The sequence below is a fragment of the Microlunatus sp. YIM B11417 genome (assembly GCF_059617205.1).
Map to the genome: position 1 here is coordinate 213,127 of NZ_JCAMPJ010000007.1, position 12,551 is coordinate 225,677.

At 70.1% G+C, this 12,551-nt stretch carries 14 protein-coding genes; 6 read left to right on the forward strand and 8 right to left on the reverse strand.

The window, feature by feature from the left end; genetic code table 11:
- Window positions 1-36: 36 nt before the first annotated feature.
- Window positions 37-447, forward strand: coding sequence for a hypothetical protein (locus tag AC6CCG_RS27320; protein ID WP_496657922.1), 411 nt, complete (start codon window positions 37-39; stop codon window positions 445-447).
- A 124-nt stretch (window positions 448-571) separates the two neighbouring features.
- Here the strand turns inward: AC6CCG_RS27320 and AC6CCG_RS27325 are convergent, their stop codons facing one another.
- From AC6CCG_RS27325 to glmS, 3 genes are all read right to left on the reverse strand, one after another.
- Window positions 572-2,086, reverse strand: a complete 1,515-nt coding sequence (locus AC6CCG_RS27325) for a serine hydrolase domain-containing protein (RefSeq protein ID WP_496657923.1) — start codon at window positions 2,084-2,086, stop codon at window positions 572-574.
- Window positions 2,087-2,165: 79 nt separating this feature from the next.
- A complete protein-coding gene (locus tag AC6CCG_RS27330) occupies window positions 2,166-2,516 on the reverse strand; it encodes a holo-ACP synthase (RefSeq protein ID WP_496657924.1) in 351 nt (116 codons plus the stop codon).
- Between the two features lie 7 nt (window positions 2,517-2,523).
- Window positions 2,524-4,377: a glutamine--fructose-6-phosphate transaminase (isomerizing) gene (gene glmS, locus AC6CCG_RS27335; protein WP_496657925.1), complete on the reverse strand. Its 1,854-nt coding sequence runs from the start codon at window positions 4,375-4,377 to the stop codon at window positions 2,524-2,526.
- A 211-nt stretch (window positions 4,378-4,588) separates the two neighbouring features.
- On the opposite strand from glmS, the gene coaA reads away from it, so the two are divergent.
- Window positions 4,589-5,557 (forward strand): type I pantothenate kinase, encoded by a 969-nt coding sequence (gene coaA, locus AC6CCG_RS27340; protein WP_496657926.1) that lies wholly within the window; start codon window positions 4,589-4,591, stop codon window positions 5,555-5,557.
- Between the two features lie 24 nt (window positions 5,558-5,581).
- Entirely contained in the window at window positions 5,582-5,773 is a 192-nt protein-coding gene (locus AC6CCG_RS27345) for a hypothetical protein (RefSeq protein WP_496657927.1), read from the forward strand.
- An 82-nt stretch (window positions 5,774-5,855) separates the two neighbouring features.
- On the opposite strand, the gene AC6CCG_RS27350 is transcribed toward AC6CCG_RS27345, so the two are convergent.
- Together AC6CCG_RS27350 and AC6CCG_RS27355 are read right to left on the reverse strand one after the other, a co-directional pair.
- A complete protein-coding gene (locus AC6CCG_RS27350; RefSeq protein WP_496657928.1) occupies window positions 5,856-6,305 on the reverse strand; it encodes a DinB family protein in 450 nt (149 codons plus the stop codon).
- Entirely contained in the window at window positions 6,302-6,685 is a 384-nt protein-coding gene (locus AC6CCG_RS27355; protein ID WP_496657929.1) for a nuclear transport factor 2 family protein, read from the reverse strand. The genes AC6CCG_RS27350 and AC6CCG_RS27355 overlap by 4 nt, the downstream gene beginning before the upstream one ends.
- Before the next feature lie 89 nt (window positions 6,686-6,774).
- Between AC6CCG_RS27355 and AC6CCG_RS27360 the strand changes: the two genes are divergently transcribed.
- Both AC6CCG_RS27360 and AC6CCG_RS27365 read left to right on the forward strand, forming a co-directional pair.
- Window positions 6,775-7,605 (forward strand): MerR family transcriptional regulator, encoded by an 831-nt coding sequence (locus tag AC6CCG_RS27360; protein ID WP_496657930.1) that lies wholly within the window; start codon window positions 6,775-6,777, stop codon window positions 7,603-7,605.
- A 268-nt stretch (window positions 7,606-7,873) separates the two neighbouring features.
- Entirely contained in the window at window positions 7,874-8,593 is a 720-nt protein-coding gene (locus AC6CCG_RS27365) for a putative endonuclease domain-containing protein (protein WP_496657931.1), read from the forward strand.
- A 76-nt stretch (window positions 8,594-8,669) separates the two neighbouring features.
- Here AC6CCG_RS27365 and glmM read toward each other — a convergent pair whose 3' ends face one another.
- From glmM to rplM, 3 genes are read right to left on the reverse strand one after another with little or no spacing between them, the layout of a single operon-like run.
- Complete coding sequence (glmM, locus tag AC6CCG_RS27370) at window positions 8,670-10,022, reverse strand: phosphoglucosamine mutase (protein WP_496657932.1); 1,353 nt, start codon at window positions 10,020-10,022, stop codon at window positions 8,670-8,672.
- A gap of 13 nt (window positions 10,023-10,035) precedes the next feature.
- Window positions 10,036-10,551: a 30S ribosomal protein S9 gene (gene rpsI / locus AC6CCG_RS27375; protein WP_496657933.1), complete on the reverse strand. Its 516-nt coding sequence runs from the start codon at window positions 10,549-10,551 to the stop codon at window positions 10,036-10,038.
- A 21-nt stretch (window positions 10,552-10,572) separates the two neighbouring features.
- Window positions 10,573-11,016, reverse strand: coding sequence for a 50S ribosomal protein L13 (gene rplM / locus AC6CCG_RS27380; protein WP_496657934.1), 444 nt, complete (start codon window positions 11,014-11,016; stop codon window positions 10,573-10,575).
- Window positions 11,017-11,260: 244 nt separating this feature from the next.
- On the opposite strand from rplM, the gene AC6CCG_RS27385 reads away from it, so the two are divergent.
- Complete coding sequence (locus AC6CCG_RS27385; protein WP_496657935.1) at window positions 11,261-12,541, forward strand: citrate synthase; 1,281 nt, start codon at window positions 11,261-11,263, stop codon at window positions 12,539-12,541.
- Window positions 12,542-12,551: the final 10 nt, after the last annotated feature.

A 12,551-nucleotide genomic window follows, 5' to 3' on the forward strand; every position in this document is an offset into this window, starting at 1 on the left:
CGGACGCGACGGAGGCGGCGAATCTACGCTCGTGACATGGCCCGGAGGTTGCGGGGCTGCTGGCTGGTCGCCGCCCTGCTCATGATCACGTACGGCTGCGTTCCGATCTCCACCTGGAACCCTCGGCCGGCACCGAAGGTTGCGCCGCTGGTGGAGGGGCGCTGTCCGCGCGACGGCGACGGATTCATCCATCCGAATGTCGTGGAGGGTGGACTGGCACCGGCAGGTTTCGTGGCGACCCGAGCGATCCGGTGCCTGGAGGACGGGCCCCTGACCCGCAAGGACGGGCGGCTCGTCTACACCGTGCGCGAGCTCTCCGGTGAGTTGGCGCCCGAGCTGCTGACCGCCCTGACCCTGCCGGACGACGGACCACACTCTTGGAACGAGGCTTGTCCGGCCAGGGGATTCATCGCGGTCCACCTCCTGCTGATCGACGCCAGCGGGTAAGGCTATTGGCCACGGATCCCGATCACATGGTGCTCCGAGCCCCGAACCGAGGTCTACGAAGCCGTCGACGCCATCTCCTGGCGAGAACTCGACCGGTTCGAGGTCGTACGGAAGCCGTAGCCGGTCAGCTGATCACCAGGACGGTCGCCAGGAGACCGGCCGCGAGCGCGAGCGCTGTGCCGGCCCACTGCAGTCGCGACCGCCGGGTCCCGCTCCACGGAAGCCCCCTCCAGCGGACCGCGGCGACGAAGATCGCGGCTCCGGCCAGCGCGGCTCCGACCAGCCAGCCGGCGATCGCGACGGGTGCGACCATGCCGGCCGCCCGGCCGACCGCGAAGACCAGGAGCGACCAGCCGAGGGTGCCGAGCAGGCCGGCCCGGTCCGGCGTCCGCCGGCGACGGCCGTACCAGCCGCCCAGCGAGGCGGCCAGCATCGACGCTCCGGCGGCGAGCGGCAGCCCGGCCCCGACCACGAGCTCGACCAGCCGCGGGGCATCGTCGCGACCGTTGGCGGTGCCGCTGAGCAACTGCATGCCCACCTCGTCGACGCCGGCCTTGCTGTTGTTGAGGACGGCCACCACCCGCCGTTCCTCCCGGTCGAAGCCGAGGAACGCGGTGTAGCCGCCGGACCTGCCGTTGTGCCAGACGACGGTGCCGCCGTCGGGGGTCGGGGTCGAGTTCCAGGCGTACCCGATCCGCCCCTCGCCGGCCGGGAAGCGAGGCTCGGCCGCATCGTGGCCGGGTGTGTCGCCGGCCATGACACGCTGTCCGAAGGTGGCCAGGTCGGTCGGCGTCGACCAGACCCCGGCGCCGGCCGGGATGTCGCCGGTGCTGACGTCGGAGGGGATGACCCGGCCGCTCCGGTCGTGGCCGACCGAATCGGACGGTATCGCGTCCTGGCTGGTCGGGATCGACGTCGCCCGGAGCTGCAGCGGCCCCAGCACCCGTTCGCGGAGCAGGTCCGGATACGGCCGGCCCGCCTTCTCGGCCAGCACGTGACCGAGGAAGGCGAAGCCGAGGTTGGAGTACGCGTACTCGCCGACGCCCGACCGGCGTGCGGCCGCGGCCTCGCTGATCACCTGCTCCGGATCGCCGATGGCCGGTTCACCGCCGCCGAAGGTGGAGCCGGCGATCCCGAGGGCCGTCCGCGCGGTCACCGGCACCCGCGGCAGGCCTGACCGCTGGCTGGCGAGTTCGGCCAGCGTTGCGTCTCCGCCGCCGCCGGGCTGCCAGTCCCGTTCGGGCAGCACCTCGCGGACGGTGTCGTCGGGTTCGACGACACCGTCGGCGACCAGGTCGGCGAACAGGGAGGCGGTGAACGGCTTGGTCACCGACCCGATCTCGAACGCGGTGTCCGGGGTCACCGGCCGCCCGGTACCGGTGTCGCCGAGGCCGGCCGTCCGCAGCCGGCCGTCCTCGATCACCGCGACGGAGACGCCGACCCGGCCGGAGCCCGCCGTCAGGGCCCGGACTCGATCGGCGAGCGCGGCGTCGGTGCCGGTGACGGAACCGCTCGGTGACACCGGCCAGGGTGCCGTCAGCAAGCCTGCGGCGATCGCGAGCAGCAGCGCGACCGCGAGCCCGGTGATCCTCGCCGGCGTACGGAAGCCGCCCCGGGCCTCCGGTCCTCGACTGGACACGATCCTCTCCCGTCGTGGCCTGCAGTGGTCCCCTCGCCCCGTACCCAGGGTGGACGCCGGCGAATCCGTCCGCTCGGGGTCAGGACTCGCAGACGACCATGGCCGAGGCGATGCCGGCGTCGTGCGAGATGGACAGGTGAATGGTGCCGACGCCGAGTTGCTCGGCCCGGCCGGCGACCGTACCGATGATCTTGAAGGAGGGTCGCCCCTCCGCGTCGGTGACCACCTCGGCGTCGGTCCAGATCATCCCGCTCGGCGCACCGAGCGCCTTGGCCAAGGCCTCCTTGGCGGCGAACCGCGCGGCCAGCGAGGCGGTCGACTTCTTCGCCTCGGCCGGCGTGAACAGCCGGTTGATCAAGCCGGGCCGGCGCTCGATCGTCTCGGCGAACCGGGACACGTCACAGACGTCGATCCCGACCCCGATGATCATGCTCGATTCACTCGACCGTGACCGACTTGGCCAGGTTGCGCGGCTGGTCGACGTCGTGACCCTTCCGGGTGGCCAGCTCGCAGGCGAACACCTGCAGCGGCACCACGGCCAGCATCGGCTGCAGCAGGGTGGACACCTTCGGCAGTTTGATCATGAGATCCGCGTACGGCTCGACGGCTTGATCATCGACCTCGGCGAGCACGATGGTCCGCGCGCCGCGGGCCCGGATCTCCTGGATGTTGGAGACCACCTTGTCGTGCAGTTGATCACGACCGCGCGGCGGTACCACGACGAACACCGGAAGTTGATCATCGATCAGGGCGATCGGACCGTGCTTCAGCTCGCCGGCGGCGAAGCCCTCGGCATGGATGTAGGCGAGCTCCTTGAGCTTCAACGCTCCCTCCAGCGCGACCGGGTAGCCGACGTGCCGGCCCAGGAACAGCACCGACGGCTCGTCGGCGAACTCCTCGGCGAGCTTGATCACCGGCTCGATGTCGTCCAGCACCGACTGGATCGCGGCCGGCATCCCCTCCAGCTCACTGACCGTGGCGGCGATCTCGTCGTCGAACTTCGTGCCGCGCACCTGGGCCAGGTAGAGCCCGAGCACATAGCAGGCGACCAGCTGGGTCATGAAGCCCTTGGTCGAGGCGACGCCGATCTCCGGCCCGGCGTGGGTGTAGATCACCGCGTCGGACTCGCGCGGAATGGTGGAGCCGTTGGTGTTGCAGATCGCCAGCACCCGGGCCTTCTGCTCGCGGGCGTGCCGGACCGCCATCAGCGAGTCGGCGGTCTCGCCGGACTGCGAGATGCAGACGACCAGCGTGGTCGGCCCGACGATCGGGTCCCGGTAGCGGAACTCGTGGGCCAGCTCGACCTCGCAGGGCAGCCGGGTCCAGTGCTCGATCGCGTACTTGGCGACCAGGCCCGCGTAGAACGCCGTACCGCAGGCGACGATGATGATCTTGTCGATCTTGCGCAGGTCGTCCTCGGACATCCGCAGCTCGTCCAGGACCAGCTTGCCCTCCTTGGAGTGCCGGCCGAGCAGCGTGTTGGCGACCGCGTCCGGCTGCTCGTAGATCTCCTTGCGCATGAACCAGTCGTAGCCGTCCTTCTGGGCGGCGGTCAGGTCCCAGTCGACGTGGTACGGGCGCACGTCGGCCGGCCGGCCCTCGAAGTCGGTGACCGTGACCCCGGCCGAGGTGATCTGGACGACCTGGTCCTGGCCGAGCTCGATCGCGTCCCGGGTGTGCTCGATGAAGGCGGCGACGTCGGAGGCGAGGAAGTTCTCTCCCTCTCCGACGCCGACCACCAGCGGCGAGTTGCGGCGGGCTCCGACCACCAGGTCCGGCGTGTCCCGGTCCACCGCGACCAGGGTGAACGCGCCGTCCAGCCGGACGCAGACCCGGCGCATCGCGGTCGCCAGATCGACGCCCTCCTCGAGCAGCCGGCCGATCAGGTGGGCGACGGTCTCGGTGTCGGTGTCGGAACTGAGCGGGATCCCGGCGGCGACCAGCTCGGCCCGCAGCGCCGCGAAGTTCTCGATGATGCCGTTGTGCACCACGGCGACCCGGCCGTCGGCGGAAAGGTGCGGGTGGGCGTTGGTGTCGTTCGGCGCGCCGTGGGTGGCCCAGCGGGTGTGGCCGATGCCCTGGCCGGTCTGCGGCAGCGGGTGGTCGGCGAGTTCCTTGTCCAGGTTGGCGATCTTGCCGGCCTTCTTGACGCAGCGGAGCTCCCGGGTGTCGCCGTCGTCGACCACGGCGACCCCGGCGGAGTCGTACCCGCGATATTCCAGGCGTCGCAGCCCCTCGACCACCACCGAGCCGGCGGGCTTGGTTCCGACGTATCCGACGATTCCACACATGTGCGACAGGCTAGTGGACACTCCACGCCGGAGCCGCGCCCGCGCGGCAGGAGCCCCGAAATGGTCCGATCGGTGGCCGCCGGCCCAGTTCGGGCCGTCCCGCGGCGGAGAAAATGCCGTGCCGGAAGTCCCGTGCGGAACGGTCGGCGGTGCACCGCGGCCGGTGCCCGGGTTTCGTACCGGCGGCGCCGATTCGGCAGAATGCGTCCTTGTGGTTCAGCGGTTCACCGGAAACGGCAACGGCAACGGCCTCGGCCCCTATGTGGAGCGCGACCGGGCCGATTGGGCTGAGTTGGCGGCGTCCACCCCACTCACCCTCGACGCGGCGACCCTGGAGAAGCTGCGGGGTCTGCGCGACCCGACCCGGCTGATCGACGTCAGCGAGGTCTACCTGCCGCTGACCCGGTTGCTCAGCGAGTACGTCCGGCACACCGGCAACCTCTACCGCTCGACCAACGAGTTCCTCCGGCTCTCGGTGGACCGGACGCCGTTCGTCATCGGGGTCGCCGGCTCCGTGGCGGTCGGCAAGTCGACGATGGCGCGGCTGCTCCGGGAACTGCTGGCCGGCTGGCCGGAGCATCCGCGGGTCACGCTGATCACCACCGACGGCTTCCTGCTGCCGAACGCCGAGCTGGAGCGGCGCGGCCTGATGCATCGCAAGGGGTTCCCCGAGTCGTACGACCGCCGGGCGCTGCTCCGGTTCGTGATCGACGTGAAGTCCGGCAAGGAGGAGGTCACCGCGCCGGTCTACTCGCACCTGACCTACGACATCGTGCCGGGCGAGCAGGCTGTGGTCCGGCGCCCGGACATCATGATCATCGAGGGTCTCAACGTGCTGCAGCCGGCCCGGGTCCGCGCCGACGGGACCACCGGGCTGGCGGTGAGCGACTTCTTCGACTTCTCCGTGTACGTCGACGCCGACCCGGTCGACGTCCGGGACTGGTACATCCAGCGCTTCCTGTCGCTCCGCGACACCGCGTTCCAGGACCCGCGCTCCTACTTCGTCAAGTACGGCCGGTTCACCGAGGAGGAGGCGGTCGCGGAGGCCGGCCGGATCTGGGACACGATCAACGGGCCGAACCTGTGGACCAACATCCGGCCGACCCGCGGCCGCGCGACTGCGATCCTGCGCAAGGATTCCGACCACCGAGTGAAGTGGGTACGAATCCGGAAAGTCTGATCGGGAGGCGATAGCGTCGCAGCCATGAGCAACCCGTATCAACCGCCGTCCGAGACCAAGGTGATCATCGGCGCCGGCACCGCGATCAAGTTCGGCTTCTTCGCCGCGTTCGGCGTGGTGCTGTTCTCGCTGATCATCTCGGTGATCATGCTGTTGATCAGCGCCGTCCTCTTCATGGTCTTCGGCGTCCAGACCCAGCTGCCCTTCCCCCGCTGACCGAGGCCGGGCCCACGACGATGTCGTCGTGATCGCCGGGAATCCCTTGCCCGACAGGGATCCCAGCCCGACCGTCGGACGATCAGCGGGGTCCGAGGCCGGTCGTGCCGTCGATCAGCTCCCGGGCCACGTCGAGGTGGCCCGCGTGCCGCGCGGTCTCCTCGATCAGATGCAGCAGCACCGTCCGTACCGATGCGGACAGGTGGATGTGCTCGGGCGGCACTCGGCCCCGCGGCCGGTCGTCCAGCGCGAGCCGGGACAGCCTCCGGTCCGACTGCACCCACTGTTCGCGATAGGCCTGCACGGGGCCGATCCCGACCGGGTCCGGGCCGACCTCCTCGCCCGCCAGCAGCCCGTGGCACCAGTAGCGCTCGGCACCGGTCAGGTGCATGATCATGCTCGCCGGTGTCCAGCCGCTGGGCACCACCGACCGGTGCAGCCCGGCCTCGTCCAGCCCGTCCACGATCGCCACCACGCTGTCCCGCTGCGCCTGCAGGTAGTGCAGCAGGTCGGCCCGGTCATGCTCGTTCATCCGGCGTTCGTCAGCGGCACCAGATAGGACTCGACCCGGCTGATCTTGTCGCCGGCGAACGTGAACACGTCGTTGAACGCGAACCGGTGCACCCGGCCGTCGACGAAGGTGCCCTGCCCCGTGCCCAGCGCGACGACCGCGTCGTCGCCCTCGATCAGCCGATCGATGATCAAGGTCGGGCTGCCGCTGAAGGCCTCGTTCTCGATCTCGCCGTCGAACGCCTCCTTGCCCTGCAGGTGGCGGAAGCCGGGCAGGTCCCAGATCACGTCGTCGGTGAGCAGCGCCAGGATCGCCGCATGATCACTGCGCCGGAACCCGTCGAAGTAGCGCTGCACCGTGTCCTGGCGACCGGATCCGGCCGCGTGCTCTGGCGTCGTCATGCCGATCATCATGCCCCGGCGCACTGACAGTGGACCCTCCCCCTGGAGGAGCCTGCACGCTCGAGGCAGGACGACAGAATGGAGTCATCATGCTGAACATCGGAGAGTTCGCCCAGTGGACCGGCCTGACCGTCAAGGCCCTGCGGCTGTACGACGAGCGCGGGATCCTCGCCCCGGCCGAGGTCGACCCCTTCTCCGGCTACCGCCGCTACTCCGCGGGTCAGCTCCGGGACGCGATCATGGTCAAGGCGCTGCGGGACGCCGGCGTACCGCTGGCCGAGGTGGCCGGCGCCGTCGCCGCGCCGGACCGGGCCGCCGGACTGCTCGAGGCACACCGGGAGCGGGTCGCGGCTGCCCGCCGGGCCGAGGACCTCGCGGCCGAGCAGGCCCGGCGGGTGCTGGCCGACCTGGAGACGGAGGTCGGCGTCGAGGTCCGGCCGGCGCCGGCCCAGCCGTACGCGGGCGTGCTGGTCGAACTGTCCGGTGAGGACGCCACCGAGGCCGACGACGAGTTGGCGAACGGTGCCTTCACCCTCCTCTGGCACGCGCTGTCCGCTGCCGGCAACCCGCCGACGGGCAGCTTCTGGAGCACGATCCGCTCGGCGCAGGACCCGGAACACGTGCAGCTCGTGCTGAGCTGGCCGGTGGCCCGCGAACCGGAGCCCGGCTTCGCGCTGCCCGAACACCGGGTGGAGGTCGGCACGCTGCCGGAGCGGGAGGAGATCGTCGCCGCCTGGACCTTCACCGGCACCGATCCGGCGGAGGGCGCCATGCACCCGGCCGCGATCGCGCTGGTCGAGGAGGTCGAGCGCCGCGACCTCGACCTGAACCTCGGCCTGCTCCGACAGGTCGGGATCACCGACGAGGCCGGCACCCCCACCGGCATCGAGCTCGCCTACTCCCTCCCCAGAACCGCCTAGCCGAAGGGACGGCGCCGACACGAAAAGTGCCCGGCGGGAGCGGGGTTGGGGTCGCGGTGAGATCGGGGCCGGGCGTTGGGTCGAGGCATGGAAACGCCTCGTTTGCTGACCTTGCGCAGCGCCCGCCGGCACGGGCTGACACCACGCCAGCTGGGCCGACCGACCAGGTTCCGGCGACTCGAGCGTGGCGTGTACGCGAGCGGACCGGACGAACCGACGCTCACGGAACGGGCCGCGGCCGCCCTGCTGGTGCTGCCCCCCGGACGCCGTGATCACCGGGACGACGGCGCTCTGGCTGCACGGCATCGAGATCGGCAACCCCCTGCCGCTCCGGGCCGCGACCCGAACCACCGGCCAGACCCGGCGCCCCACCATCCGGTTGAGCCGGGTCGAACGCCTCCCCGAGTTCCACCGCCGACTCGCAACCCCGCCCGCCGCCTGGGTCGCCGCCTGCGCCGGTTTCGACCTGGTGGAGGCGGTCGCCGCGGCGGACTGGCTGATCCGGCTGAGTCGCGCGACGCCCGCAACCCTCCGGGACGTGGCGGCCGACGCCTCCGGTCGGGGCTGCCGGCTGGCCCGGCACGCGGCGGCCCTGGCCCGGGCCGGGGTGGACTCGCCGAAGGAGACAGCGCTGCGGCTCCTGCTGACCCTGGCCGGGCTGCCGGAGCCCCGCTGTAACCCCACGATCGGCACCCGAACTGCACCGATCGGCCGGATGGACCTGGTCCTCGAGGGGTACCAGACGATCGTCGAGTACGACGGCGATCAACACCGCACCGACCCGCTGCAATGGAGCCGTGACATCGCCCGCCACGAGGCCGCCGTGGCGGCCGGCTACCGGATCATCCGAGTCACGCACGGCCGGATGGTCGACCCCCGCGAGATCGCCGACACCGTCCACGCCGCCCTGACCGCTCGCGGCTATTCCGGCCCCCACCCCTCCTTCACCCCACTCTGGCGATCCCTCTTCGAGAAGCGTCGAGTGTGACGGTTGCGACCGTGATTCGCGATGTCGCGGTGGGAACCGTCACACCCGGCGATCAGGAGACCGAGCAGCGCCGGAATCAGGTGAGGGTCAGTGTGGTGCGGACGACCGAGGCCAGGTGCTCGGCCACCGCGGTGGCCCGGTCGGCGGTCTCGGCCTCGACCATGACGCGGACCAGGGACTCGGTGCCGGAGGGGCGGAGCAGGACGCGGCCCGTGGTGCCGAGTTCGGCGGTCGCGTCGGCGACGGCCCGGGTCAGGATCGGGTCGGAGTCGGCGCGGGTCTTGTCCACGCCGGGAACGTTGATCAGCACCTGGGGCAGCCGGGTCATCACGGAGGCCAGCTTCGCCAGCGGCTGGCCGGAGGTGGCCATCCGGCGGACCAGGTGCAGGCCGGTCAGGATCCCGTCACCGGTCGTCGCATGCTCGGACAGCACGACGTGGCCGGACTGTTCGCCGCCGAGGACGTACCCGCCGGCCTTCATGGCCTCGAGCACGTAGCGGTCGCCGACCTTGGTCTGCTGCACGATGATGTCGGCCGAGTGCATGGCCTGGACCAGGCCGAGGTTGCTCATCACGGTCGCGACCAGGGTGTTGCCGGCCAGCCGGCCCTGCTCGGACAACGCCAGCGCCAGCACGGCCAGGATCTGGTCGCCGTCGACGACCTCGCCGGCCGCGTCCACGGCGAGGCAGCGGTCCGCGTCACCGTCGACGGCCAGCCCCAGGTCGGCGCCGTGCTCGACGACGGCCGCCTGCAGATCTTCGGGGTGGGTGGAGCCGCAGGCCTCGTTGATGTTGATGCCGTCCGGCTCCGAGTGCAGCCGGATCACCTTCGCCCCGAGCGCCTCGAACGCCTCCGGGCCGGCCCGATGGGCAGCGCCGTTGGCACAGTCCAGCACCACGGTGATGCCGTCGAACCGGGTCGGCGCAACGGTCCGAACCAGATGCCGGACGTACGAATCGGTCAGTGCCGTGTCGTTCCAGACCCGGCCGACATCGGCCCCGGTCGGCCGCGGCCACGGCTCCCGCAGCCTGGCCTCGATCAGGTCCTCGACCGCGTCGTCCAGCTTCTCGCCGCCACGCGCGAAGAACTTGATGCCGTTGTCCGGCATCGGGTTGTGACTGGCCGACAGCATGACGCCGAAATCGGCCTTCGTGGACCGGGTCAGGTACGCCACGCCGGGCGTCGGCAGCACACCGAGTCGGTGCACATTGACGCCGGCGCTGGCCAGCCCGGCCACCACCGCAGCTTCGAGGAACTCCCCGGACGCCCGCGGATCCCGGCCCACGACCGCGGACGGGCGGTGCCCACCGAAGGCACCGCTCTCCGCGAGGACATGGGCCGCGGCCACCGAGAGGTCGAGCGCCAATTCGGCGGTCAACAACTCGTTGGCCCGACCACGGACTCCATCGGTCCCGAACAGTCGCCCCATCGCGAGGACGACGTCAGCGCTTGCTGTACTGAGGAGCCTTACGGGCCTTCTTCAGGCCGGCCTTCTTGCGTTCCTTGATCCGGGCGTCCCGGGTCAGCATGCCGGCCTTCTTCAGCGCGGACCGGCTGGCCTCGGCGTCGACGGCGTTCAGCGAACGGGCCACCCCGAGGCGCACCGCACCGGCCTGGCCGGTGATGCCACCGCCATGGACCCGGGCGATCACGTCATAGGAGCCCTCGACACCGGCGGTGCCGAACGGCTCGGAGGCGATCTGCTGGTGCACCTTGTTCGGGAAGTACTCCTCGAGGGTGCGGCCGTTGATCTTCCAGGTGCCGCTGCCCGGAACGATCCGGACACGGGCGACGGCCTCCTTGCGCCGGCCGGTCGCCGAGCCAGGAGCAACGACGGCGGGACGGCTGGTCGGCCCGGTGGCCTGCGGGTTGGCCTCGGAGCGGTAGGCGATCTCGCGGTCGCCCTCGGTAAACGGGCGAACCTCGTCGTCCAGGTTCTCGGTCACGGTTTCGGACACGGTCGAAGAGCTTCCTTGTCTTTACTGGCTGATCTGGGTGATCTGGTACGGCTGCGGCTTCTGAGCCGAGTGCGGATGCTCCGGACCGGAGTACACCTTGAGCTTCTTGATCAACTTCCGGGACAGCCGGTTCTTCGGCAACATGCCCCAGACGGCCTGCTCGACCGCCTTGCGCGGGTCGGTGTCGAGCAGCTTTCCGTACGCGATGGACTTGAGCCCACCGGGCCGGCCGGAATGCCGGTAGCTGATCTTGTCCTCGCGCTTGTTGCCGGTGAGCGCGATCTTCGACGCGTTCACGACCACGACGAAGTCACCCCCGTCGACATGCGGCGCAAACGTCGGCTTGTGCTTACCCCGGAGCAGCGTGGCCGCAGTCACGGCGAGCTTGCCCAGCACGAGGTCATCGGCGTCGATGACGTGCCATTCACGGGTGACCTCACCCGGTTTGGGACTGTACGTGGACACTCCTCGCCCTGCCAATCTCTCTCTGGTGTGCTGCTGAAGGATCCCTGCGAGCACCCCCGGACTTCCGGCCGGTGCATGATGCAAGGAAGTGAGTGCGCATTGGCGCAACAGCGGTCAAGATTACCGGCCGCTCCGATGCCGGTCAAAACGGCCGATTTCGGCGGCCCTCCGGGGGCTGAGTGAGCCAGCGCACATCGCCGTCCCCCGCTGGCCACTCGCCGCTACGCCCGCGTAGGTTGTCGCCATGACCGAGTCGCTCACCGTACGGGACAACCGCACCGGCAAGGATTATGAGCTGGAGATCACGGACGGCACCATCCGCGCCGCCGACCTGAAACAGATCGCCGTCGAGGGACAGCCCGGGCTGGCGACGTACGACCCCGGATTCGTCAACACCTCTTCCTGCCGCAGCGCCATCACCTACATCGACGGTGAGGCCGGCATCCTGGAGTACCGCGGCTACCCGATCGAGCAGCTGGCCGAGTCCTCGACCTACCTCGAAGTGGCCTACCTGCTGCTGAACGGCGAGCTGCCGACCACCGACCAGCTGGCCGAGTGGACCCACGAGGTCACGTACCACACGTTCGTGCACGAGAACCTGAAGCAGTTCATCCAGGGCTTCCGCTACGACGCGCACCCGATGGCGATGCTGATGGCCGGCGTGAGCGCGCTGTCCACGTTCTACCCCGAAGCCGTGCAGATCGACGACGCCGAGAACCGGCAGCTGCAGATCACCCGGATGATCGCCAAGATGCCGACCCTCGGCGCGTTCGCGTTCCGGCATCAGCAGGGCAAGCCGTACGTCTACCCGGACAACGGCCTCTCCTACACGGCCAACTTCCTGGCCATGCTGTTCAAGATGAGCGAGCCGGAGTACAAGGCGGACCCGCGACTGGTCAAGGCGCTCGAGGTGCTGTTCATCCTGCACGCCGATCATGAGCAGAACGCCTCCGCCAACGCCGTCCGTGCGGTCGGTTCCACCGAGGTCGACCCGTACTCGGCCGTCGCCGCCGGCATCGCCGCGCTCTACGGCCCGCTGCACGGCGGCGCCAACGAGGCCGTGCTGCGGATGCTGCGCCGGATCGGCTCCACCGACAACATCCCGGGCTTCATCGAGGGTGTGAAGGCCGGCAAGGAACGACTGATGGGCTTCGGCCACCGGGTGTACAAGAACTACGACCCGCGGGCCAAGATCATCAAGAAGGCCTGTGACGACGTCTTCGAGGTGACCGGGGTCAACCCGCTGCTCAAGATCGCCCAGGAACTGGAGAAGATCGCCCTGGAGGACGAGTACTTCGTCTCCCGCAAGCTGTATCCCAACGTGGACTTCTATTCCGGCCTGATCTACGAGGCGCTGGAGTTCCCGCCGGAGATGTTCACCGTGCTGTTCGCGATCCCGCGCACCTCGGGCTGGCTGGCCCAGTGGTCGGAGTTGATCACGGATCCGGAGCAGAAGATCGCCCGGCCCAAGCAGATCTACACCGGGCACCGGACCCGCGAGTTCGTGCCGATCGGGCAGCGCTGACCGAGCACCC